General features: G+C 38.0%; 23 protein-coding genes. 14 read left to right on the plus strand and 9 right to left on the minus strand.

From position 1 onward, the window contains the following. Positions 1-79: 79 nt before the first annotated feature. Positions 80-1,219, plus strand: coding sequence for a hypothetical protein (locus FS486_RS11220; protein ID WP_260858084.1), 1,140 nt, complete (start codon positions 80-82; stop codon positions 1,217-1,219). A 627-nt stretch (positions 1,220-1,846) separates the two neighbouring features. Here the strand turns inward: FS486_RS11220 and FS486_RS11225 are convergent. Beyond that, positions 1,847-2,173, minus strand: coding sequence for a nucleoside triphosphate pyrophosphohydrolase (locus tag FS486_RS11225; protein ID WP_144511440.1), 327 nt, complete (start codon positions 2,171-2,173; stop codon positions 1,847-1,849). Between the two features lie 286 nt (positions 2,174-2,459). On the opposite strand from FS486_RS11225, the gene FS486_RS11230 reads away from it, so the two are divergent. After that, a complete protein-coding gene (locus tag FS486_RS11230) occupies positions 2,460-4,082 on the plus strand; it encodes a long-chain fatty acid--CoA ligase (protein ID WP_144511442.1) in 1,623 nt (540 codons plus the stop codon). Positions 4,083-4,301: 219 nt separating this feature from the next. Further along, positions 4,302-5,330 (plus strand): spore photoproduct lyase, encoded by a 1,029-nt coding sequence (gene splB, locus FS486_RS11235; protein WP_144511444.1) that lies wholly within the window; start codon positions 4,302-4,304, stop codon positions 5,328-5,330. Positions 5,331-5,460: 130 nt separating this feature from the next. Here splB and FS486_RS11240 read toward each other — a convergent pair whose 3' ends face one another. Both FS486_RS11240 and FS486_RS11245 read right to left on the minus strand, forming a co-directional pair. Further along, complete coding sequence (locus FS486_RS11240) at positions 5,461-6,432, minus strand: tRNA dihydrouridine synthase (protein WP_144511446.1); 972 nt, start codon at positions 6,430-6,432, stop codon at positions 5,461-5,463. A 225-nt stretch (positions 6,433-6,657) separates the two neighbouring features. After that, positions 6,658-7,062, minus strand: a complete 405-nt coding sequence (locus FS486_RS11245; protein WP_144511448.1) for a pyrimidine dimer DNA glycosylase/endonuclease V — start codon at positions 7,060-7,062, stop codon at positions 6,658-6,660. A 335-nt stretch (positions 7,063-7,397) separates the two neighbouring features. Between FS486_RS11245 and FS486_RS11250 the strand changes: the two genes are divergently transcribed. Then, positions 7,398-8,807 carry a VWA domain-containing protein gene (locus FS486_RS11250; RefSeq protein WP_186321423.1) on the plus strand — a complete coding sequence of 470 codons (1,410 nt, stop codon included), beginning with the start codon at positions 7,398-7,400 and terminating at the stop codon, positions 8,805-8,807. 218 nt (positions 8,808-9,025) lie between these two features. Here the strand turns inward: FS486_RS11250 and FS486_RS11255 are convergent, their stop codons facing one another. The 3 genes from FS486_RS11255 to FS486_RS11265 are packed head-to-tail and all read right to left on the minus strand — an operon-like array spanning position 9,026 to position 11,602. Then, entirely contained in the window at positions 9,026-9,526 is a 501-nt protein-coding gene (locus FS486_RS11255; protein WP_144511452.1) for a lysozyme inhibitor LprI family protein, read from the minus strand. 22 nt (positions 9,527-9,548) lie between these two features. Beyond that, complete coding sequence (locus tag FS486_RS11260; RefSeq protein ID WP_144511454.1) at positions 9,549-10,574, minus strand: FecCD family ABC transporter permease; 1,026 nt, start codon at positions 10,572-10,574, stop codon at positions 9,549-9,551. After that, positions 10,574-11,602, minus strand: coding sequence for a FecCD family ABC transporter permease (locus FS486_RS11265; protein WP_144511717.1), 1,029 nt, complete (start codon positions 11,600-11,602; stop codon positions 10,574-10,576). The genes FS486_RS11260 and FS486_RS11265 overlap by 1 nt, the downstream gene beginning before the upstream one ends. 124 nt (positions 11,603-11,726) lie before the next feature. On the opposite strand from FS486_RS11265, the gene FS486_RS11270 reads away from it, so the two are divergent. After that, positions 11,727-12,713, plus strand: a complete 987-nt coding sequence (locus FS486_RS11270; protein ID WP_144511456.1) for an ABC transporter substrate-binding protein — start codon at positions 11,727-11,729, stop codon at positions 12,711-12,713. A 535-nt stretch (positions 12,714-13,248) separates the two neighbouring features. Beyond that, a complete protein-coding gene (locus FS486_RS20580) occupies positions 13,249-14,016 on the plus strand; it encodes a 3D domain-containing protein (RefSeq protein ID WP_313956990.1) in 768 nt (255 codons plus the stop codon). 110 nt (positions 14,017-14,126) lie between these two features. Here FS486_RS20580 and FS486_RS11280 read toward each other — a convergent pair whose 3' ends face one another. After that, positions 14,127-15,173, minus strand: a complete 1,047-nt coding sequence (locus FS486_RS11280; RefSeq protein WP_144511458.1) for an acyltransferase family protein — start codon at positions 15,171-15,173, stop codon at positions 14,127-14,129. Between the two features lie 107 nt (positions 15,174-15,280). Here FS486_RS11280 and FS486_RS11285 point away from each other — a divergent pair, with 107 nt between their 5' ends. The 6 genes from FS486_RS11285 (at position 15,281) to tsaD (ending at position 19,161) form a co-directional block, all read left to right on the plus strand. Continuing rightward, positions 15,281-15,868 (plus strand): GDSL-type esterase/lipase family protein, encoded by a 588-nt coding sequence (locus FS486_RS11285; RefSeq protein ID WP_144511460.1) that lies wholly within the window; start codon positions 15,281-15,283, stop codon positions 15,866-15,868. A 140-nt stretch (positions 15,869-16,008) separates the two neighbouring features. Next, positions 16,009-16,419, plus strand: a complete 411-nt coding sequence (locus FS486_RS11290) for a YugN family protein (protein WP_144511461.1) — start codon at positions 16,009-16,011, stop codon at positions 16,417-16,419. Positions 16,420-16,558: 139 nt separating this feature from the next. Continuing rightward, positions 16,559-17,011, plus strand: coding sequence for a tRNA (adenosine(37)-N6)-threonylcarbamoyltransferase complex ATPase subunit type 1 TsaE (gene tsaE / locus FS486_RS11295; protein ID WP_144511462.1), 453 nt, complete (start codon positions 16,559-16,561; stop codon positions 17,009-17,011). Then, entirely contained in the window at positions 17,008-17,694 is a 687-nt protein-coding gene (gene tsaB / locus FS486_RS11300) for a tRNA (adenosine(37)-N6)-threonylcarbamoyltransferase complex dimerization subunit type 1 TsaB (protein ID WP_144511463.1), read from the plus strand. Before tsaE ends, tsaB begins: the two co-directional genes overlap by 4 nt. After that, a complete protein-coding gene (gene rimI, locus FS486_RS11305; RefSeq protein WP_144511465.1) occupies positions 17,684-18,145 on the plus strand; it encodes a ribosomal protein S18-alanine N-acetyltransferase in 462 nt (153 codons plus the stop codon). Before tsaB ends, rimI begins: the two co-directional genes overlap by 11 nt. Further along, a complete protein-coding gene (gene tsaD / locus FS486_RS11310; protein WP_144511467.1) occupies positions 18,142-19,161 on the plus strand; it encodes a tRNA (adenosine(37)-N6)-threonylcarbamoyltransferase complex transferase subunit TsaD in 1,020 nt (339 codons plus the stop codon). The genes rimI and tsaD overlap by 4 nt, the downstream gene beginning before the upstream one ends. A 452-nt stretch (positions 19,162-19,613) precedes the next feature. On the opposite strand, the gene FS486_RS11315 is transcribed toward tsaD, so the two are convergent. Beyond that, positions 19,614-21,548: an ABC-F family ATP-binding cassette domain-containing protein gene (locus FS486_RS11315; protein ID WP_144511469.1), complete on the minus strand. Its 1,935-nt coding sequence runs from the start codon at positions 21,546-21,548 to the stop codon at positions 19,614-19,616. A gap of 131 nt (positions 21,549-21,679) precedes the next feature. Between FS486_RS11315 and FS486_RS11320 the strand changes: the two genes are divergently transcribed. After that, positions 21,680-22,324: a redox-sensing transcriptional repressor Rex gene (locus FS486_RS11320; RefSeq protein WP_144511471.1), complete on the plus strand. Its 645-nt coding sequence runs from the start codon at positions 21,680-21,682 to the stop codon at positions 22,322-22,324. A gap of 37 nt (positions 22,325-22,361) precedes the next feature. Here FS486_RS11320 and FS486_RS11325 read toward each other — a convergent pair whose 3' ends face one another. After that, positions 22,362-23,075 carry a CPBP family intramembrane glutamic endopeptidase gene (locus tag FS486_RS11325; RefSeq protein ID WP_144511473.1) on the minus strand — a complete coding sequence of 238 codons (714 nt, stop codon included), beginning with the start codon at positions 23,073-23,075 and terminating at the stop codon, positions 22,362-22,364. 186 nt (positions 23,076-23,261) lie between these two features. Here FS486_RS11325 and groES point away from each other — a divergent pair, with 186 nt between their 5' ends. Next, positions 23,262-23,546 (plus strand): co-chaperone GroES, encoded by a 285-nt coding sequence (gene groES / locus FS486_RS11330; RefSeq protein ID WP_144511475.1) that lies wholly within the window; start codon positions 23,262-23,264, stop codon positions 23,544-23,546. The last annotated feature ends 43 nt before the right edge of the window (positions 23,547-23,589 follow it).

Below are 23,589 nucleotides of genomic sequence, written 5' to 3' on the forward strand. Positions count from 1 at the left end.
GATATAGCTCCGGAAAAAATCTGAATAGTTTTTAAGTTGTGGCTAACCGCATATTTACTTAGGAATGGAGACATTATAAGTGCTTACCTTTAATGAAACTATAAAAATATTTCAATCATACTCAGAATTAGAAGAAAAGATTCTAGGAGGTATACATCATTTTCGAGTATCCCAAAGTCTTCAAAGAGGTAAAGAGCTTGCACGAGAAATTAAGTGTAACCAAGATGGTTCTTACAACGGCTATATTCTTGCAAGATATATGAGTGTTAAAACAAAACAAAAATATGCACACATAACTGATTCTAGAAAGATGATTAGTATCAAGGGACTTACTGCACTTCAATTAAATGAGGTGATACAAGATGGAATTCAATCGATGACTTGTGAAAAAGAAGATGCAGTTGAAGTAGCATCTCTTAAAAACCATCAGGAAGAAATTCATTATACTCCATTCACCAAAATACAAATTCAAACGGATTCTTCTATTGAAAAACTAGTACCTTCTTGTCTTTATAACTGGCTAGGCTATGGTAATCTTAAAGGAAAAGTATGGTTTATAGGTACGGAAGAAGGCGGAGCTGAAATATGGAGACAACAAACAAAAACTCTAGAGGAAAGCTTAAGTATACGATCTCATTTCAATTTACAGATGGATTTTTTAGATGTATGGGAAAAGCAATATGACATTTCACTATCAACCTTCAGTGGCGCTAACGTTTGGAACTTTATGGCTGCTTTTCTATTAAGTTTTAATGCCAAAGAAGTAAACCCTAACACTATAAGGGATTTCGTCTTTAATAATAAATTACTTGGGAGAACAAATGGAAATCACTTTCTCTGTGAACTATTCCCACTACCAAAACCAACCAAAAATAGTATTCGGCCCTATGAAAAAATATGGAGCTCAGTTAAAAAATATCATGATGAAGTATTAGAGAAACGATTCGGACTTATCAAAAACACTATTATTAATCATCCACAAGTTCAAATTATTATCTCCTATGAAAAAGGATTAGTGGAGTTGATGAAACAAAACTTTTCTTGCTCTCTGGAAAAATTAAGTATTTGGAAATATGAGAACCAACAATATTCTCTATTTCAATTAAAGCTAGATGCAGGAAGAACGGTCCTCTTTCTTGCAACACCATTCTTTGGACAAGGCCAGATTAGTTATAACGGAATTAAAGATTGTGTTCGACATTTAATTTCACAATATTAAAGACACCCAGTGTTAGACACAGGGAGCTTATTTAAACTCCGTCCAATAATCCGTGTTGATATTAGCAATTGGTTCAATATCTCTAATTTTAGATAATCGTATGTCGGATATAAGTAGTTTTCTAATGAACTCTTACATTGAAGAAGAAATAGAAAAGACAGTGGATACAGTAGATTTGAAACTATTAGGTGAAACAGTAGAAGCTATGGCAAACTCATTTGTAGAATAGTTTCAAAGATACTAGGATTGGAAGAAGCTATAAGAAAATATAGTAAAGATTAAGTAGCAGCTTTAGGTATGGAAGCATTTTATATTTCTTGAGTTCTATTCACAATTTTAAACAAATAATCCTTTGGATGGAAGGAGATACCGCTACTTTTATGTATTCGAATTTCTGCTCCAGGTAGTTCCTGCAACAGCAATTCCAGTGCTTGGGGTTGCGTGATATATAAGTAATCCCCAACTAATATCTTAAGTTAGGTATTTCTATCCAGTGCTTCATGCAATTGAGGTAGCACTAGCTTAACACCAGATTTCATAGCAAATGCAGTTATCCAGTAAATGCTAGATGCATCGGCAGCCAGCTTTGTTAAATCTTGAATGAGGTTCGACGTAATAAGCCGTAATTTACTTATCCTCAACCTCTATCAAATAAATCCCTTCCTTAAACCCACCACGCTTTTCTTTCTTATTTATGCGGATTTTCTCTAGATCTTCAAATGTTGCATCATGAATTGGAAGCGCAGCATGAATGAGCTCCAAAATGTCTGCAAGTTCTTCAAGGGCATCTTGGTGGTTCATCGTTTCTTGAAATTCCTGTACTTCTTCATATAATTTTTTCTTTATTTCAGTTAAGTGTTCAGATTGATCTAGTATGTGTGTAGTGAATTTGCTTCCTGATTTTTCGATGACTTGTGGAATTTTGTCGCGGACAAGTTTATTGTAGATCGGCATTGGACATCTCCCTTTTTCTATTATTATAAAGAAAATTGTTGCTGCTGTCCCTGTGTAAGAAACATTCATGTTTGTTTGCAGCACAGGGACGAAGCAAAAACATAGTGGAAATTGGTAGCGCTTTCATGTAAGCTATAAATATATAAACTATCAAATAATTCAGATAAATATGGATTTGTAAATGGTAATAGCTAGACACTTAGTCGCATAGGATGTGGGGGATACAAGTACTTTGCTGAGGATGTACAAGCTTTAAACTATACAAAACAAAAGGGGATCGATTCAAATGATGCAAACACCTTTACTATTGTCGTCTTTCATTAAAAGGGCTGAGCAGTTCTTTCCGAACAAATTGATTGTTTCACGTACTGGAGTGGATACAATTCACCGTATTACCTATTGTGAATGGGCGAAGAGAACACGTAAGCTATCAAATGCTTTGACGAAGCTTGGGATGAAGCAGGGCACAAAAGTAGGTACGTTCGGTTGGAATCATCATCGTCATCTGGAAGCATACTTCGGAGTACCGAGTACGGGAGCACTTCTTCATATGGTGAATATCCGTTTGTCACCGGAGCATTTGGCATATGTCATCAATCATGCCGAAGATGAAATTATGCTTGTGGATGATAATCTTTTTCCACATTTTGAAAAGCTAGCACCTCTGTTGAAGACTGTGAAGCATTTCGTCATTATGGGTGATAGTATGGATGTTCCAGAAACGACTCTGGAAAATGTCTACTCTTATGAAGCTTTGTTAGCAGAGGCTTCTGATGAATATGACTATCCTGAAGACTTGGATGAAAACACGCCCGCTGGTATGTGCTATACTTCCGCAACAACGGGCAATCCTAAAGGCGTCGTCTATACGCATCGAGGTATTGTCCTTCATAGCTACGCGCTCGGACTAGCGGATGCAATGGGCTTGCACGAGAAAGATGTTGTCATGCCGGTTGTTCCGATGTTCCACGTAAATGCGTGGGGCATGCCGTTCGCTTCCGTCTTCTTTGGTGCGACTCAGGTGTTACCGGGCCCAGGTTTTAATCCGCAGCTTTTGCTTGATTTGATTGAGCAGGAAAAGGTGACGATTACTGCGGGAGTGCCGACGATTTGGCTGGCGGTGTTGAAGGAGCAGGAACAAAATCCACGGAAACTTTCCTCTTTGCGCGGTATTGTCAGTGGAGGTTCTGCATCACCGAAAGGGTTGATTCGCGCGTTTGAAGAGAAACTAGGGGTTCCTTTCTACGTCGGATATGGCATGACGGAAACATCACCACTTGTTAGCTTGTCAGTCTACACTTCCGGCATGGAAGATCTGCCGATGGATGAGCGGATAGATATCCGCGCTTTGCAGGGGTTGGTCATGCCAGGGCTTGAAGTAAAGATTGTTAATGAAAACGGTGAGGTGCCGTGGGATGGCAAGACGATGGGAGAGCTTGCCGTGCGCGGACCTTGGATTGCGAGCGAATATTACAAAGACGAACGGACGAAAGAGGCGTTCAAAGAAGGCTGGCTTTATACGGGTGACATCGCAGTCATGACTGATATCGGCTACTTGAAATTGATGGACCGCACAAAGGATCTGATTAAGAGTGGCGGTGAATGGATTTCATCCGTCGATTTGGAAAATGCTTTGATGACACATGAGGATGTATTCGAATCTGCTGTTATCGCAGTACCGCATGAAAAATGGCAGGAACGTCCGCTTGCATGCGTCGTGCTAAAAGATGGAAGAGTTGCGGATGAAGCGATGAAAGCCAAATTAATTTCCTATATGGAAAGCCAGTTCGCTAAGTGGTGGGTTCCAGACGATGTCATTTTCTTAGACGAAATTCCCAAAACGTCTGTTGGAAAGTTCTTGAAAGCTTCCTTGCGCGAACAACTAAAGGGGCATAAAGTAAAAGTTTGATGAAAAGATTGGATACGCTAATATCCAGTGTTGCAACTGCTATCTGCTGAAATAATCATTCATACCTTAACACTGGGGGACGGTCATTTCTTTTTACGAAGAAAATAACACTTACCTGATGTGGTATCCATTTTCATAATTTCTCACTTTTAAGACAAGCTATATAAAAGGAGAAAGGTGCTCGAATGGATATGAACTATGGAATAGGTAGGTCCCAGTATGAATAAACCCTTCACACCCCAGCTTGTTTATTTTGAACCCAATGCACTTGATTATCCACTTGGAAGAGAACTGAAGGAAAAGTTCGAGAAAATGGGGATTGAAACACGCTTTACGACTTCCCATAATCAAATTCGAGATTTGCCAGGGGACACAGATGCTCAGAAATATCGTATTGCAAAATCCACTTTAGTTGTGGGCATTCGAAAAACGTTAAAGTTTGATACGTCCAAGCCTTCAGCAGAATATGCAATCCCACTTGCGACGGGGTGTATGGGGCATTGTCATTATTGTTATCTGCAAACGACGATGGGCAGTAAACCATATATTCGAACTTACGTAAATGTAGAAGAGATATTCGAAGCAGCAGATCACTACATTGAAGAACGCGCTCCGGAGATTACTCGGTTTGAAGCTGCGTGCACATCAGATATTGTGGGAATTGACCATTTGACGCATTCATTAAAAAGAGCAATTGAACATATCGGCAAAACAGAACTAGGTAGACTTCGTTTTGTGACGAAGTTCCATTTTGTCGACCATTTATTAGATGCCAAGCATAATGGGAATACGCGATTCAGATTTAGTGTAAACGCTGATTATGTCATTAAAAACTTTGAGCCCGGCACTTCGCCTCTCAACAAAAGAATTGAAGCCGCTGGGAAAGTGGCAAGAGCTGGTTACCCACTTGGCTTTATAATTGCCTCCATCTATCTTCATGAAGGGTGGAAAGAAGGTTATCGTCACTTGTTTGAACGACTGGACGAGGAATTGCCACAAGATGCAAGAGATGATATAACGTTTGAATTCATCCAACATCGATTTACGAAGCCTGCGAAAAAAGTGATTGAGAAGAACTACCCAAAGACAAAATTGGAGTTAGATGAAGAGAAAAGACGGTATAAATGGGGCAAATATGGAATTGGAAAGTATATTTATCAAAAGGATGAAGAGGATGAAATAAAGTCCCATCTATATGGCTATATGGAAAAATACTTCCCGAATGCGAAGTTAGAGTATTTTACTTAAACAAAAAGGCGTAAGGACTAGGAAAACTAGTCTTTACGCTTTTTCTCTTCGGATAGTCGTAGTTCGCTACACAGAGACAAATAACAATTTATATATTATAAAGGCGTCCGACTTTTCTGCGAAAGTATCCTTATTTGGATTCCTCTATTGTAAAGTTATCGAGAAACGCACGCACCTCTTCGGTTGAACTTGTGCGCATCAATTGTTCTCTCAATTCACTTGACCCAGAGAATCCACGGACATATATCTTAAAAAAGCGATGAAGAGGTTTAAAAGGACGGGGCTCAAGTTCTTTTGAATATTTTTCAAGGAGATCCAGATGCAATCTTAGAAGATCAAGCAACTCTTTGCTACTATGGTCTTTTGGTTCTTTTTCAAACGCAAATGGGTTATTAAAAATACCTCGACCGATCATGACACCATCAACACCATATCGCTGAGCGAGTTCCATACCAGTTTGTCGATCAGGAATATCCCCATTGATCGTCAATAGTGTATTAGGTGCTATACGATCACGAAGTTTCTTAATCTCGGGGATTAGCTCCCAGTGGGCATCTACTTTACTCATTTCTTTTTTAGTTCGCAAATGAATGGACAGATTGGCAATGTCTTGTTTCAATAAGTGGGTTAGCCAGTCATGCCATTCGTCTACATCTGTATAACCGAGCCTTGTCTTCACACTTACAGGCAAACCGCCAGCTTTTGAAGCTTGTATTAGTTCTGCTGCAACTTCTGGCCGGCGGATTAGGCCACATCCTCTTCCTTTAGACGCCACATTATGGGCAGGGCATCCCATATTAATATCCACACCTCGAAAACCTTGTTTTGCTAAGCCAATACTCATTTGTCGAAAGTATTCAGGGGTATCTCCCCATATATGAGCCACCATTGGTTGTTCATCTTCTGTAAAGGTCAAGCGTCCTCGAACACTATAAATCCCTTCCGGGTGGCAATAGCTCTCTGTGTTTGTAAACTCCGTGAAAAATACATCCGGTCTAGCTGCTGCACTCACCACATGTCGGAAAACAACATCCGTCACGTCTTCCATGGGTGCCAGTATAAAGAACGGGCGTGGTAAATCGCGCCAAAAATTTTCTGTCATATACAAAACCTCTCATTAGGGCATCGGGACAAGACCTTGTCCCAAAAAATAAAAAGCAAAAAGGTGCTTGCTTCTTTTACATTTATACCATGCTTGACCTCTTATTATCAAACTATAGAAAGTTTTGCATGCTCACAGAAAGGAAACTTAAACTGCAAGAATGGGGGCTTTTGGAAAATTAATGCCAACTTGTTCTATCTTCCCACATATAAAAAGCGACAGCCGTTATTTATCTGGGGCCACCATTCCATACATCCTCTTTAAAACTTCATAACGCGCGGCATCAAAATCCTTCTGCCCGCGTATAAATTTTTCTTTTAGATTGAAATAACATATCTCCAAATACTCATCGTTATGGTGATTATGGAAAGGATGTTCAATCTTTTCAAAAGGTTCATCTCCAAAGTATCGCTCCATTTTATCTACCGTGCGAATAGTAATATTGCGTTCACGCATCTCACTTAGAACAAGCTGTGTGTAGGAAAATAAATCATCCTTCGAATAATCATAAATGTAATTTATCAAAATATGACGGTCTTCCTTGGCAAAGATGCTGTTTAACTCACGCCATTGTGCCAATAGTTGGGATTTCGGTAAAATACTTAGTAAGTTCTGGTGCCATAAGCGCAAAAGAAATCATCTCCAATTCAACTTTTTCAGTCTTTATCATTTAGTCAATGAATCATCATAACCCTCTATTATAATAAAATTATTACCATAGAGGGTTACTTTATCCAAAGTAAAGATATTCACAATGGCAAGGTCATTGGAATTTTGAAAAGTAAATCTTTCTATTTATACCTGTCTTTGCGTAAGAAACATACATATTTTAATTATCCAGGGAAGAAACAATTCATTAATGTTTCTTTTCTGTTTTTATTATGTTGCGAACAAATGAATTCATTAATGAAACAATTACAGGTTCCAGTCGTATAGAAATTAGTAGCGATAAAAGGAGGAATTCAATGTTTAAAAAAATTATTCCAGCAGCATTACTCATATTGTTTATCTCTGGCTGTAATGACAGTGAAGAAGCAGAGGTTAAAAAGCTTAAGGATACAGCAGCAGAGGAAAAACATACAAAGAAAAATAGCAAAGAAAAAGCTGACGTTAGTGCAATGGACCAAGTGATAATTCCCACAACATTAGAAGAATGGATGAATACGGAGCCAGGAGTATTCGCGCTTGACTACACCTTAGATCATGAAACTTCTAGCTGGCCGCAGGATTCTAGAGAGCTAAGCACTGAGGAAAAGAAGGAGCTAGAAAGTGTAATAACAGCAACCGATGATACTGATACAATGTTCAAGATAATACGCTATTACTTTGGAACTAAGGTATATAAGAATTTATTAGACCAGCAGGTGAACTATGCGGCAGTGATGAACGAGCCATATTTGCCAAAGCCAACTAAAGAGATTGAAAAAAATGGAAACAGTGAAGGGGCTGTTCGGGCAAAAGCGTTTATATTAATGGATGCTAGTTCAAGCATGTTACTGCCGGTAGATGGTAAGCAAAAAATGGGGATTGCTAAAATTGCAGTTAAGCGATTTGCGAAAACACTTGGAGAGAAAAATGAAGTGTCACTCTACGCATATGGACACGCTGGAACACAGGAAAACAAGGATAAAGAGCTGTCATGTACTCAAATAGATGAAGTATATCCGCTGCAAAACTATAACGAAAAAGAATTCAATAGCACGGTAGATGAGGTAGCTGCTAAAGGGTGGACACCACTAGCTGCTGCTATTCAGACGGCCAATGGCGCTAGCAAGGAAGTGGAAGGACCATTAACAGTTTATATTGTTAGTGATGGAGCAGAAACCTGTGATGGAGATCCAGTAAAAGCTGCGAAAGAATTTGCACAGAATAACGAAAATCGCAGAGTAAATATTATTGGATTTAATGTAGATCAAAAAGGAGAAGACCAATTAAAAGCGGTAGCAGAAGCAGGAAATGGTGAGTATATTTCTGCTGAGAACAGTGAAGAGTTAAATAATAGTATCGCAGAAAAGTGGGTTATTCCAAGTGTAATAGATACACTATATATTAAACTATCAGGACCTGATGGCTTTGCGATTTCTAACGCAAAATATTCTATAGGACAGTTATCCATGAAACTTAGTAATGCAGTCAATATAGAAAGTAATCGCTTTAAGAGAATGATTAAAGTTCTAGTTGATGAAGAACTAATTACCTCGGAGCAGGAAGAAGAACTCATCGATAAGGTCAATCAGTATATAGAACAACTAAAAGCTATAAATACACAACTAAAAGATGAAAAAAACAAGGAAGTTGATGATGAGTATAATCGTATACATCAAAGCATCGATGAGTGGGTAAAGGAAATAGAAAAAATTAGATCGGAACAATAAAACAAAACCTATGTGCATACTATAATTGGAATAGTGTGTAACATAGGTTTTTTGATGGTTGGTGGGAGAAAGTTCAAGCAGAGGAGGAAAATACGTAAAACTCTTTCTAATCCATTATGGGAGTGATTAATGAATGTAAAAGGCTGGTTATCAACCGAGAAAAGTGATAATTACTTCTCGTGGCTTAAACACATTTTTATCCTCTTTAACGAAAGTAATCATTTCATATAAATTTCCACTAATTCATAACATCGTTCTTTCGTTACCCTTGCCTGCGTGTCCGCAAATTGAAACGGCTCTAATGTACCACCTTTAAATTCGGAGGATTCTTCTGTTGCTATCTTATTTCTATGTTTTATCCACTCTCTTTGCTCTTCTCTCAATTTCTCCATTTCAGAAGCAGAAAGTTGTTTTTGAAGCACGCTATATATTTCATTCAATGCATCATCCCATCTTTTAAACGTTTCTGCTTTTGCTTGATTCATATCTGTTTGTGTACCGTTTTTATACACTTCATCGAATTCAGATAACCCTTTTTCTATAGCATTAAGTTTTTCAAGATACTCATTTTTTTTATTTTCGACTTTATTACTTTCTGTGTTTTCATTGGAGGCAATGCCATTCTCTGCGTTTTCCTTTTCAACTGATTGTTCCTCAGTATGGTTACATCCAGCTAAAAAAATGAATGGTATGATAAAAAGGACTAATAGTTTCTTCATATTTACCTCCTAGAGTATATTTTTATACATTTTTCAAAAGTAAATAGATAAAATATGGAGCGCCCAATATGGATACTACGATTCCAACGGGTAATTCCATTGGTGCAAAAATCACACGTCCCAATGTATCTGCTAATAGTAATAATAATGCACCTAACAAAGCGGTTAACGGCAATAATTTGGCATGTCTTGCTCCTACTAAGCGTCTAGCAATATGCGGAGTGATTAAACCTAAAAAAGTAATACCCCCACCTACAGATACACATGCACCTGCTAATGCTACTGAGATAATTAGGAGTAGCCTTCTTTCTCTTTCAATATTCGCCCCAACTGCGATGGCGATTGAATCCCCTAATTTTAAAACGTCTAACACTCGTGATTTATAGATGGCTATTGGTATAAGGATCATAAGCCACAACAGTAAAGTCCACACAAAAGTCCAATTGGTGCCCCAAATAGTTCCGGAGAGCCATACAATTGCTTTCATAAAGTTAATAGGCTCCATCTTCATTTGAAATATGATTAATCCAGCCCCAAATGCAGCATTAATACCTATCCCAACTAGCAAAAGACGTGTGGGGGTAATGCGTCCCCGTTTCCAAGACAATGTATAAATGAGAAATGCGGCCAAAAATGCACCGACCAAGGCAGCAAGGGGCATGATAAATATCGATAGCCATCCTGTAAAAAAAGCCGTTCCTTCAAAAAAGAACATATAAAGCACGATGGCAAATCCTGCACCAGAGTTAATGCCTAATATACCTGGATCAGCAAGTGGATTTTGGGAAATTCCTTGCAAAATAGCACCTGAGATGGCAATTCCCATACCTACTAACAAAGCCATAATTATTCTAGGTAAGCGAAAGTTAAAAATAGTAAGTTCATTATTTGGAGTTCCATTTCCCAATAAGGTAGAGACCACCTCACCCAACGGAATTTTAATATAACCTGCATTTATACTGATTAGAATTGCTACTAAGATTAATAGGAATGTAGAAATAAGGAGTGATTTATATTTTTTCTCCTTTTTGGAGATTGTGTTGGGCATTATAATCCTCTCCCTTCTTTACGAGCTAAGTAGAGAAAGAAAGGGACTCCAATAATAGCCGTAATAGCGCCAACTGGTGTTTCAAATGGTGCATTTATCATGCGACCGATAATATCCGCTACTATTAACAAAAGTCCTCCAAAAATAGCGGAACAGGGAATAATCCATCTGTAATCTACCCCTACTATAAATCTCGTGATATGAGGTATAACCAGTCCCACGAATCCAATCATCCCAGCTATAGATACTGCAGCACCGGTTAGTAGTAACACAACAATTGTTCCCAATAAACGAATAATGCCAGTACGTTGTCCAAGCCCTTTCGCAATTTCTTCACCTAAACTAAGAATAGAAATAGAACGGGAAAGAACTAACGCTAAAATAATCCCCCCAATTATAAACGGAAGTGCAAATAGGATATGTTGAGGCTGTACACTAGAAACTCCACCTGCATACCAGTAGCTGATATCTTTCGAAACATTAAATTTTATCCCGATTGCAGTAGAGAGGGAACTAAGAAAGGAGGTAATGGCAGAACCTGCTAGCGCTAGCTTAACAGTTGTAACGCCACCTTTGGCCATTGCAGTAATGCCAAACACCAAAGCGGCACCTAACCCTGCACCGACAAATGAAAACATCATTAACCCAAAATATGTGATGCTTGGAACAACTGCAAGAGCTATTGCGATTAAAAATGAAGATCCCGCCGTTACTCCCATTATTGAAGGCGATGCGAGTGGATTCTGTGTCATTCCTTGCATAATAGCACCCGAGATTGCTAACGCGGCACCGACGAAAATAGCTGCAACAGCACGAGGGAGTCTTAACTCTCGAATGATGATATGCGCAGAATTTGCATTATCAAAATGAAATAAGGCATCCCAAACGATTTGATAGTTTAAATTGGATGCCCCGAAGTTAATAGAAATAATAATACTTAAAAACAATAAAACAATGCCTATTGTAATAATTGACGTATTTATAAAAGAGTTTTTATTATCTCTAGAAGATTTTTGCTTTGAATTCATATTCATATGTAGTATGCTCTCCATCTAAAAAATAATAGTTGACAATTCCGCGTTTATGTATTGTAATTGAAATCGAGAATCATTATCAACCAATAAATTATACCATACCTTTAGGAGGATATAAATGTTCAATTTATTAAAGAATAAAAGATCAATGCAACTAGTAGGAGTAAGTTTATTGGCTCTATCCTTAGCAGCTTGTGGTGGGGAGAAAGCTAGCAATGAACAAGCTGAAAAACAAACAACAAATACAGAACAAGCGGATGCAACTACTCGTACGTTAACAGATGCAATGGGAAACGAAGTAGCTATTCCTGCTGAACCTAAGCGTGTTCTTGCAACATATCTCGAAGATAATTTAGTTGCGTTAGGCATTAAACCAATCGCACAATGGAGTGTAAAAGACGGGGCTAGTATACAAGGCTACTTACAAGGGGAATTAGAAGGTATTCCTACCATTCCTCATGATTTACCATTCGAGGCTGTTCAAGAAGCAGCACCAGACTTGATCATTATGGACTCTGCAAGTATGGTGGAAGGTGGAAAATACGATCAATATAGCAAAATTGCTCCGACTTACGTAATTGGTAAAGAAGTAAATAATGACTGGCGTGATGAATTATTACGAGTAGGAGAAATATTTGATAAAAAGGAAGAAGCTCAGAAAGTACTTGACCAGTATGATACGAAAGCTTTAGAAGCAAAAAATACGATTGAAAAAGAGGTTGGTAACCCTTCTGTAGCTGCCATTTGGTTAGTAGGGGGTAAATTCTTTATCGTAAGTGAAACACTTTCTAGTGGAGCGGTAATGTACGGTGATTTGGGATTAAAAGTACCGGATGTGGTAAAAGAAATCTCGGCAAGTGCTACTGGAAACTGGAGTGCCATCTCGTTAGAAAAACTTGTAGAGTTGGACTCAGACTATTTATTCTTAATCGATAGCGATAAAGAAAGTGGTTCGACCGCTTTAAGCGATGCTTTATGGAATATTGTTCCTGCCGTAAAAGCTGGAAATGTGTATGAGTTCTCCCCAGATGAAAGTTGGTTATATACAGGGGCGATCGCAAACAGTCAAATGATCGACAATATTTTAAAAAGTATTGTTAAATAACTAATAATTAGATGAACAGTATATTTGTTTGAACATAATAGATTTGTTCGCCGTATAAAACTCTAGATCAGAATTCCTTCTGATCTAGAGTTTTTTTAGATAATTGGCTAATAGAAGAAGTAAATTCCAACCCATATGTTCTCTATGACTTTCTCAATTAGAATAAAAACTGGTTGCGTTCAAACTGGGATTGGTTGCTCTCGTACCGGATTTAGTTGCTTTGGATGTAAAAATGGTTGCCCTCATCGAAGCATTGGTCTCCTTAAGCCATTAATTGGCTAATAAAAGAAGTTAATTCCAGCCTACATATCCTCTCTATGACTTTCCTCTAACTAACCATGTAATTTCCCTTACATTTGTACATTAGTATAATGAAATTTTTCATAAAATAGGGCCATTTTTCAAAACAGATTTTCATTGTTTTGGAGGGTGGTTTCTTTTTATTTAAATAGAATGTTTGTTTTTTGAAGTTTTGGGGCAATACTGTGGCGAAATAAAAATGTTTTGCAGATTACTTGTAAAGGAGGAGTTTATATTGAAATTTAGAACATTTTTTTTCATTATACTTTTAGTATTTTCCATGAATTCAGTGACCCAAGCGGCTAATATCTCTGAGGAAGGTATTAATGAATTTAATATTGCGTATGATTATCCACAAGATGAAGATTTACTTTTCCAGTATGCCCTAGAGCTGGGATTGGTCAATTATCCACCGACTGATATGAAAAAAGAACCCGAAATGTATACAGTCATTGAAGGGGATAACTTGTATCGAATAGCACTAAAACATGATATTTCATTAGAGTCACTGATAGTTTGGAATAATCTTATGGGCGATTTAATACATCCGGGAGATGAATTGATTGTAGGTGATGGCATGGAAATGGAAGTAGTTCATACAAAGCCGGATAGAAAGGTGGCTGCCGTATCCACGCCTATTGTGACGCCGCCTTCTGTTTCTTCTAAGCCAGTAGTTGTATCTTCACCTACGGAAATAGAAGAAGTGGAAGTGACAGAAGAAATTCTTGTTACCGCAACTGCCTATACAGCATATTGTGCAGGTTGTTCGGGGACCACAGCTTATGGAATTGATTTGCGCTCCAATCCTAACCAAAAGGTAATTGCCGTGGATCCAAGGGTTATTCCACTAGGTACTAAGGTTTGGGTGGAAGGATATGGGGAAGCGATTGCTGGTGATACTGGAGGAGCTATTAAGGGAAATAAAATCGATGTATTCATTCCATCTTATGAGAATGCGATGGAATGGGGAGTAAAAAAGGTTAAACTTAAAGTGCTCAATTAATAAGGAATCCTGTGCAGAATATTCATCGCACAGGATTTTTTCAGTATCTTCTAGAGATGCGTCTTTAATCTAAAAAAAATAACCTCTTCCACAGCAGGAAGAGGTCGTATTTATATATGAACTGGTTTTTTTGCACGGATATCTCCAAGAAAAAATTTTCCATAGGGGATAAGTTTCTGAATAAGGATCGAAATTAGTATTGGGACAATTAATCCTAAAGTAGTAAATCCGATTAATCCGTATTGAAAATAGTCGTTCATGATGATATCTGTAAAGATATGCAGGTACATAATAGCGATCGAGTGTTTTTCCACTTTCGCCAACCATTCTAGCGGTAGGGCAATCGTAAGCCTCTGGAAAACTCCAATAATAACAATAATAAAAGCTATCGGTATTATTAAATCAAGCAAAAAATGATCGTAACGTAAAAACTTCATGCTTAAATGATAATCGATGAACCCTTTATAGTCCGCTACTAATGAGCTTATAACAACAAGTAGCGAACCTATTAACCATGGAAGGGTGATATTCATCCAAAGAGATTTTGCATAATATCCAAGAGAAAAATAGACGATTGCCATTAACACAACATCTAAATTCCATACCATTGGAATCGTTTGAGCTGCTTTTGCCGGAGAACCACTTAAAACATGCATGGCAATAATACTTTCTAAATGAGCCAATACATAAAAGAATACTAATAATAAGATTTGTTTTACAAGGTTTAAGTATTTAGTCATCCAAGTGAATAATAAATATGTAAAAAATAATGTCGTTACAAACCAAAAGACACCGTAAGCCCCGCGTGCAAAACGCCCTGCTATAACAAGTTTCCATAAATCTTGTAAATACCAGGATAACTCAAAGTTACCTAAAGCTAGTTCCAGACCGTAACGAATAAAAGTAATAACAAATAGGAAAAATAAATAAGGTACCATTAGCTGCATAAATCTTTTCTTTATTGTAGTTTTAGGGTTTTGACCCTCTTTTATTTCCTTAAAAAATATACCACTTAATAAGAAAAAAGCTGGCATATGAAACCAGTAAATATATTTGATAACTGGGAAATCTAGTTCTCCGGGATAATGACCGATCACAACTAAAATCATTAAAAATCCCTTTGTAACATCCACCCATGTCAATCTTTTTTGTGACATAAATCTTCCTCCAAAGCATTATACTATATGTTTATTTAACCTATTTTAAGTGAATATAAACATATATTATATTTCAATACTATTACAAATTGAATGGAGTAGATTAAATGATTAGAGTAGTATGTTTCGGCGATAGTATTACAGCACGAAAGGAAGGCTATCCTTCCCCCATATTGACATATTTACTTTCTGAGAGGACGAAAGGCTATCATTTTATTAACGCGGGAGTTTCAGGAAATACGACTGATCAAGCAAAATTACGCTTTAAAAAAGATGTGCTGACAAAAAAGCCTGATGCAGTGACGATTCTTTTCGGAGCGAATGATTCCGCTACACATAAGCTAGTTGACCTAGAAATGTTTAAACAGAATATATATGAGTTTACGAAGCAAGTCGGTCCCAAGAAAACGATACTTATAACCCCAGCTCCTGTAGATGAATCGCTCCAATCGAATAGAACGAATGTAAGGATGCAGCAATATGCTCTAGCGGTGAAGGAAGTGGCGGAAGTAACAGGTAGTTATTTTATCGATTTTTTCTCTGAGTTATACTCGAAGCCAAATTGTAAAGCATTGCTAAAAGGAGAAAAAGATGACGGTCTTCATTTTGGAAAAGCAGGGTATGAAATACTTTCCGATTTAATTGTCCATAAGTTGAAGGAAATGAAAGAGACAGGGAAGAGACAAGGAAAATAAAAATATTGGCGGCAGAAGCCTGCAAGACAGCAGTAGGACAGGGATTTTTTCTTTCCTTATTAGTCTTTTACATTCCTTCTGTATTGAATCCTCCTTTCTGGAGAAGATAAAAGAAAGTATTTCAAGAGGAGTGTATAATTATGTTACAGCTTCAAACAGACTTAGATGGAAAAACGGCGTATTTTGGACAACTGCAAAATAGCATTCAAAGTTTAGGCTATAGTATCGGTGGGAATTGGGATTATCATAAAGGAAGTTTCGATAATGTGTTATGGCGTGAAGCAGGAGAAACGATTTATTTAAGACTCCCATTTGAGGTGCTAGAAGGAGACTTAGATCATCACGAAGCTTATATTAGATTTCAAACTCCCTATGTTATTAAACATGTCGTGAACGTCGGTTTAGATAACGATGAAAGCTCATTATTAACTACTGCGGGGTTCAATCAGTTTCAAGATCCAGTCGACCCGGATGGTAAAATTGAAAATAAAAATAGATGGGTTCATGCTGGAGAACAAGCAGTTGAACAAATTGTACGACTAGTACACTAATTTATGAAAATCATTTCGCCCTTTCGCGGAGTGATTTTTTTATGGATAAAAAATAAGTAAAAGTCTGTCTACTTACATTCTTTCCCCTATTTCTTTATAATAGAAGCAAATAGAAACGTACTTGAAAGGATAACGAACGATGATATACGAGCGAATAATTAATTCGGAGCAAGAAACGGAGACACTTGCTTACTCGATTGCTGAAAAGCTGAAAGCTGGTGATGTGCTTACTTTAGAAGGAGACTTAGGAGCAGGCAAAACAACTTTTACGAAAAGCATTGCTAAAGGGTTGGGGATAACGCGAAATGTGAATAGCCCGACATTTACGATATTGAAACAATACGAAGGACGTATCCCGATGAATCATCTAGATGTATATCGCTTGGCTGATAGCGATGAGGATTTAGGGTGGGACGAGTTGTTTTACGGAGATGCAGTGAGCATTATCGAATGGGCTCATTTAATAAAAGAAGATTTACCACCGGATCGGTTGGCGATTCAAATCGAGCATCTTGAAAATAATAAGCGAAAACTTTCATTTACTCCGTTTGGGAAACGTTATGAACAATTATGTGAGGAGCTTTTTAAATGATTTGGTTAGGAATAGATACATCACATACACCGCTATCTGTTGCGGTCATGAAAGATGAACAAGTACTTGCTTCGTTCCAATCTTCCGTTAAAATTACCCATTCTATAGGGGCGATGCCAGCAATAGAGGAATTGTTGAAAAAAGTAGATATACAACCCAACGAAATAGATGCGATTGCTGTGGCGAAAGGACCTGGTTCTTATACAGGTGTACGAATTGGCGTAACAATTGGAAAAACACTAGCGTGGACTTTGAATATACCTATTTTTTCAGTATCAAGTTTACAAGTGTTGGCTGGAAATGTGCCATATTTTCCAGGAATCGTTTGTGCAATAATGGATGCACGGCGGGGGAATGTATTTGCAGGAATTTATGTAAATGGAGAAGTGGTGAAGGAATCCCATATGTCACTTGTAGAGCTACTAGCAACCGTGGATGAGATGGATCAACCAGTTATATTCGTGGGGATGGATGTAGATATACATTGGGACCCTATTAAAGAGGTGCTAGGAGATAAAGTACACCGAACAAATGGGGCTTTCGCTTTGCCAAATGCAGCTGTTTTGATCGAACTTGCGAAAAAGCAAGAATCTTCAGAGGTGCATACGACTGTGCCAGAGTATTTACGCATAACGGAAGCAGAAGCAAACTGGATGAAAGAGCAGAAGAAAAATGATAACTAATCAAACCATCACCTACCGAAAAATGACATTGGAAGATATAGATCATGTACTTTTAATAGAGGAAGAAGCATTTGCAACACCTTGGACAAGAGAAGCATTCGAGCATGAAATGACAACAAACTTATATTCCTACTACATAGTTGCAGAAACAGAAGAAAAAGAAATCATTGGATATTGTGGTATGTGGGTTGTCATGGATGAAAGTCACATAACGAATGTAGCTGTTTCGGAACGTATGCGTGGTTTTAAAATAGGAGAAGGCTTGATGCGCGAAGCGATTCGTGTGGTGCTAGAACAAAAGGTTGTACTTATGACGCTAGAAGTACGAGTAACAAATGATATAGCAAAAAACTTATACTATAAGCTCGGCTTCCAAGACGGAGGCATACGTAAAAACTATTATACAGATACACAAGAGGATGCTCTTGTAATGTGGGTGGAATTTAAATGACAAAAGATCAATATATATTAGGAATAGAAACAAGTTGTGATGAAACGGCAGCCTCCATTGTAAAAAATGGTTGTGAGATTATTTCCAATGTGGTTGCTTCTCAAATTGATAGCCATAAGCGTTTTGGCGGCGTAGTACCCGAAATTGCATCGAGACACCATGTGGAGCAAATCACAATTGTCATCGAAGAGGCGTTGAATCAGGCTGGAATGACACCAAAAGATTTGGACGCGGTAGCAGTGACAGAAGGACCAGGATTAGTAGGTGCACTTTTGATAGGCATAAACGCAGCGAAAGCTTTTGCCTTTGCAAACGGTCTACCATTAGTCGGCGTACATCATATTGCCGGTCACATTTATGCGAATGCGCTTGTGCAGCCGATGGAGTTTCCACTTTTGGCATTAGTCGTTTCAGGAGGCCATACGGAACTTGTATTGATGAAAGAAGATGGACAGTTCGAGCTAATCGGAGAAACGCGTGACGATGCGGCAGGAGAAGCTTATGACAAAGTAGCTCGAGTATTAAATCTTCCCTATCCAGGTGGCCCGCATATCGATCGATTGGCAAATGAAAGTGACGGTGCAGTAACATTTCCAAGAGCTTGGCTCGAAGAGGGATCGTATGACTTCAGCTTTAGTGGCTTAAAATCTGCAGTTATTAACTATCAACATAATGCGGAACAACGAGGAGAAGAAATCAATCCCAATCATCTTGCAGCGGGCTTCCAGGAAAGTGTTATTGAAGTGTTAACGGCAAAAACATTAAGGGCGGCGCGAGAATTTAATGTGAAGCAAGTAATTGCAGCAGGTGGTGTGGCCGCAAACAAAGGACTTCGCAAATCACTCGAAGAAACATTTGAAAAGGAAAATATCCCATTTTATATGCCCCCAATCTCCTTATGCACCGATAATGCAGCAATGATCGCAGCCGCAGGAAATTCTAAATTCTCTGCAGGAAAAACAGGTGATATGTCGATGAATGGTCGACCAGGAATGGAATTAAATAGTTGGAATTAAACGAAATCCTCTTTTCTTCGACAAGAAAAGGGGATTTTTTAACAGGTATTATTCCAGTTGTCAATAGAGAACATCCGTACTTATGCACAGTTTGGGGATAATTTGTGCATAAGTTTAGTGTTTTCTATATATTGTGTATTATTTACACACAACTTTGTGGAAAACTACCTTTAAAATCTGTGGATAATGTGTATAAGTCTGTTGATATGTTGGTATTACTTCGTTTTTCTTGTGAATAAATTTGTGGAAAAGGTATTCGTGAAAAAAAGTACTTGACCAACATATATGGGCAAAAATCGACAAAATTTTAGCAGAGATTTCGAGTGACTTTCATCCCACATCATTGGGTTGCACTCACAGACCGCTGAGTTCCACTATGCATCATTAAGTTTCACTCAAACATTCTTTAATTTCACTAAAACAAAAAAGACACCCGATTCGGGGTGTCCTTTTTATGTTAGAGCGAGTTCTTCTAACTGCTCTTGTAGTTCTAGCCATTCATTTGAAAGCATGTCCTGTTTTTCTTTCCAAATATCTAACTCTAGTTGTAAGCGTTGCACTGCTTCGTGATTCTGAAATATTTCAGGATCACAAAGTTTCTCTTCAATAGAAGCTATTTCGGCATCTACAGTTGGAATTTGACTCTCTAATTCTTCTAATTGTCGTCTGAGCTGACGTTCCTTTTTCTTCGCTTCCTTATCAATTGTTGAAGTACTAGTTTTTATGACAACCGTTTTTTCAACAACGGCATTTTCTTGAGCGAGTTCCTCGAGTTCTTGCTTCTTTTCTAAGTAGTAATCATAATCACCTAAGAAAAGGACTGCATTGTCAGCAGATAACTCAATTACTTTTGTGGCAATTCGGTTTATAAAGTAACGATCATGAGACACGAATATTATCGTACCTGGGAAGTCGAGTAATGCATTTTCCAATACTTCTTTGCTGTCTAGGTCCAAGTGATTTGTCGGCTCATCGAGGACTAATGTATTTGCTTTTAATAGCATTAGTTTTGCTAATGCCAGTCTTGCTTTCTCTCCGCCTGATAATGTAGCGATTGTTTTTTGTACATCATCACCGGTAAATAAGAAACGTCCTAATACGGTGCGGACATCCTTTTCATTCATCAGTGGCCATTCGTCCCAAAGTTCTTGCAAGGCAGTTTTATTGCCAGTAAGAGCAGCTTGTTCTTGGTCGTAGTATCCAAATTGCACATTCGTTCCGTATTGAATCTTCCCAGCCGCACTTTCTAGTTGTTTCATAAGTGTTTTCAGTAAGGTAGATTTACCAACCCCGTTTGGCCCTACAAGAGCAATTCTATCTTGTTTATAAACGGAAAACGAGATATTCGATGAAACCGTTTTGTTTGGATATCCAACAGAAACTTCTTCTAGACGTAATACGTCATTTCCACTTGGTCGATCAATCGTAAAACCAAAAGAAGCTGACTTTTCATCGCCATCCGGTGCATCCATCCAATCTGTTTTCTCGATGACCTTACGTCTGGACTGAGCCATTTTCGTCGTAGATGCTCGTGCTAAATTTTTGTTAACAAAGTCTTCTAATTTTGCCTTTTCCTCTTGCTGTTTTTCGTACTTCTTTTTATCAAGCTCATAATTTTTCGCTTTTTGCTCGAGATACGAACTATAATTTCCAACATATCTAGAAACATTGTGGCGAGAGACCTCATAGACAAAGTTCACCACTTGATCTAAAAAGTACCGATCATGGGAAACGATTAAAATGGCACCATCGTAATTTTTTAAGTAGTTTTCCAAAAAGCTTAGGGTTTGAATATCTAAATGGTTTGTAGGCTCATCGAGAATAAGCAAGTCTGGTTTACTTAAGAGCATTTTTGCGAGAGCGAGTCTCGTTTTTTGCCCACCTGATAAAGCTTGAACAGGCTTGTCATAGTCTTCGGGAAAAAACTGCATGCCATGTAAAATAGAACGAATGTCCGATTCGAATCGGTAGCCCCCAGCTTCATTAAAAGCCAGCTGCAGTTCATCGTAAGCAGCTGTTACACGTGCATAGGCTTCAGAATTTTCATAAACAGTTGGGTCGGCCATTTGCGCCTCTAGGGATCGTAGCTCTTTTTCAGAGTCGATTAAATGACTAAAGATGGATTTCATTTCTTCCCATATCGTTAGTTTCGATTCGAGTCCCGCATGCTGTTCTAAATAGCCTAAGCGAACGTTCTTCGGCATAATAATATCACCCGAATCATAAGACATTTCTCCGGCAATTATTTTAAGTAAAGTAGACTTACCTGCGCCATTACGTCCGACTAATGCAACACGGTCGCGGTCTTGCACTTCTAGCTTTACACTTGTTAATATATCTTCACCATTAAAGGATTTAGTTACTTGATTGACTTGTAAAACAATCACGATTATTGCACCTCAATTCTATCCTAAGTGTAATAGATAGGGCTGTACGTTGCAACGCTCTAGCTTTACAATGGAAGAAATGTCTAGTAATATAAAATCGATTTGTTCCAATGAAATTAGGAGGGTTTTTAATGAAACCTGAACTACCAAGAATTCCTCAAGCAACAACGAAAAGACTTCCATTATACTATAGATTTCTCCAAAGCTTTCATAATGCAGGGCATAAAAGGGTGTCTTCACAAGAACTGAGTGATGCGATGAAAATCGATTCTGCAACCATTCGAAGAGATTTCTCTCATTTTGGTGCACTCGGTAAAAAAGGCTACGGCTATGATGTCCCGACTCTACTGGAATTCTTCCGGAAAACACTAGACCAAGATGAAGCAGCTTATGTAGCGCTAATCGGCGTAGGTAGTCTAGGAACCGCTTTTCTCAAATACAATTTCCAGAAAAACCACAACACGAAAATTGTTGTCGCCTTTGATACGAAAGCTCCAGTAGAAGGAATGATGAAAAGCGATATTCCTGTTTTCCATCCAAGTGTCATGGAAGAAAAATTGAAAGAGCACGGTATTGAATTAGTAATATGTACTGTTCCAAGTCGCTCCGCCCAAGAAGTTGCTGATCGGTTGGCGAAAACGGATATAAAAGGCATATTGAACTTTACCCCGGTAAGGTTAAATGTCCCAGATTCAATTCGAGTGCATACGATTGATTTATCAGTCGAAGTACAAACACTAATCTATTTAATCCGAAATGAGCATACAGATGAATGAACAAAAGCCTTCCGCTAATTTAGTGGAAGGCTTTTCTTTATGGCGTTTGAGAATATTTTTCAAGAAACTGTTGAATGGCACCACCATAAAACTGAATGAGCACAACAAAACCGTTTAATAGCATATGGGAAATCATAGATGCGATAATGCGTTTCGTCTTATAATAAATAAAAGCAAATATAAAACCAGATACCGCATAAAGTAGGATATGTGTAAATTCAAAGTGAATAATCCCAAAAGCAATGGCACTGACGGATGCAGCTACAAAGAAATTTGTTTTTGGAAGTAATGAACCGAAGATGATGCGACGGAAAATTAGTTCTTCTAAGATTGGTGCAAATAGAACGATTGAGAATATAGCCCATGGTACAGCATGTGCAATTTCTATGAAATCTGCAGTATTTTGAGAGCCCTGTTCTACTCCTAATTTTAATTCAATATTAGCTGCGATACCTTGACCAAGCAAAACTAAGAAAAACCCAAGAATACCCCATCCGATTGTCGGCAACAGAGGAGATGGATTTCCTTTTAATGGACGTAAAAAAGAATTATCTTTTTTAACTAGGAGGAGAGTCAGGAGAGTAGCTAAGCACATGCTTATAAACACCCACCATCCTGATGCTAAAAGAGCTGGATCTTTTGCGTCCTTGGTTTGAAAAAGTTTATAAAGAAGCGGTGCAAAAACAGCTCCTGAAAGTTGCATGACACAGTATATTATTAATACATACAAGCCTGTTTTTTGTTGTTTCATCTTATTTAATTCCTTTCTGAATAACACTTCTCTTTCCATTGTAAAGGAAAAACGAAAATAAACAAAAAGATAATCTTCTCACTTGCAAAATGTTCTGTAATTAATTATTATAATAAGTGTGTTAGCACTCGATGAGTAAGAGTGCTAATAATATTGAATTTTACTATTTTAGGGAGGTAGTTTCACTTGTTAAGACCATTAGGTGATCGTATCGTAATCGAATTAATCGAAGTAGAAGAAAAAACAGCATTCGGCATCGTTCTTCCAGACTCTGCTAAAGAGAAGCCACAGGAAGGGAAAGTAGTTGCTGTAAGTTCTGGACGAGTACTTGATAACGGCACTCGCGTAGAATTGGACGTAAAAGAAGGAGACCGCATTATCTTCTCTAAATATGCAGGCACAGAAGTAAAATATGAAGGCAATGAATATTTAATATTACGCGAAAGCGATGTATTAGCTGTAATAGGCTAATTAGAAATGTGCAAACGCCTATGTCTGTCCCGACAGGCAAGGC

It is taken from the genome of Bacillus sp. FJAT-22090, assembly GCF_007676755.1.
Lineage (GTDB): Bacteria > Bacillota > Bacilli > Bacillales_A > Planococcaceae > Psychrobacillus.

Bases quoted from the DNA above. Each gene is read 5' to 3' on its own strand.
- FS486_RS11225 (WP_144511440.1), bottom strand. From the start codon at position 2,173: ATGCCGATCTACAATAAACTTGTCCGCGACAAAATTCCACAAGTCATC.
- FS486_RS11230 (WP_144511442.1), top strand. From the start codon at position 2,460: ATGATGCAAACACCTTTACTATTGTCGTCTTTCATTAAAAGGGCTGAG.
- splB (WP_144511444.1), top strand. From the start codon at position 4,302: ATGAATAAACCCTTCACACCCCAGCTTGTTTATTTTGAACCCAATGCA.
- FS486_RS11240 (WP_144511446.1), bottom strand. From the start codon at position 6,432: ATGACAGAAAATTTTTGGCGCGATTTACCACGCCCGTTCTTTATACTG.
- FS486_RS11250 (WP_186321423.1), top strand. From the start codon at position 7,398: ATGTTTAAAAAAATTATTCCAGCAGCATTACTCATATTGTTTATCTCT.
- FS486_RS11255 (WP_144511452.1), bottom strand. From the start codon at position 9,526: ATGAAGAAACTATTAGTCCTTTTTATCATACCATTCATTTTTTTAGCT.
- FS486_RS11260 (WP_144511454.1), bottom strand. From the start codon at position 10,574: ATGCCCAACACAATCTCCAAAAAGGAGAAAAAATATAAATCACTCCTT.
- FS486_RS11265 (WP_144511717.1), bottom strand. From the start codon at position 11,602: ATGAATTCAAAGCAAAAATCTTCTAGAGATAATAAAAACTCTTTTATA.
- FS486_RS11270 (WP_144511456.1), top strand. From the start codon at position 11,727: ATGTTCAATTTATTAAAGAATAAAAGATCAATGCAACTAGTAGGAGTA.
- FS486_RS11280 (WP_144511458.1), bottom strand. From the start codon at position 15,173: ATGTCACAAAAAAGATTGACATGGGTGGATGTTACAAAGGGATTTTTA.
- FS486_RS11285 (WP_144511460.1), top strand. From the start codon at position 15,281: ATGATTAGAGTAGTATGTTTCGGCGATAGTATTACAGCACGAAAGGAA.
- FS486_RS11290 (WP_144511461.1), top strand. From the start codon at position 16,009: ATGTTACAGCTTCAAACAGACTTAGATGGAAAAACGGCGTATTTTGGA.
- tsaE (WP_144511462.1), top strand. From the start codon at position 16,559: ATGATATACGAGCGAATAATTAATTCGGAGCAAGAAACGGAGACACTT.
- tsaB (WP_144511463.1), top strand. From the start codon at position 17,008: ATGATTTGGTTAGGAATAGATACATCACATACACCGCTATCTGTTGCG.
- rimI (WP_144511465.1), top strand. From the start codon at position 17,684: ATGATAACTAATCAAACCATCACCTACCGAAAAATGACATTGGAAGAT.
- tsaD (WP_144511467.1), top strand. From the start codon at position 18,142: ATGACAAAAGATCAATATATATTAGGAATAGAAACAAGTTGTGATGAA.
- FS486_RS11320 (WP_144511471.1), top strand. From the start codon at position 21,680: ATGAAACCTGAACTACCAAGAATTCCTCAAGCAACAACGAAAAGACTT.
- FS486_RS11325 (WP_144511473.1), bottom strand. From the start codon at position 23,075: ATGAAACAACAAAAAACAGGCTTGTATGTATTAATAATATACTGTGTC.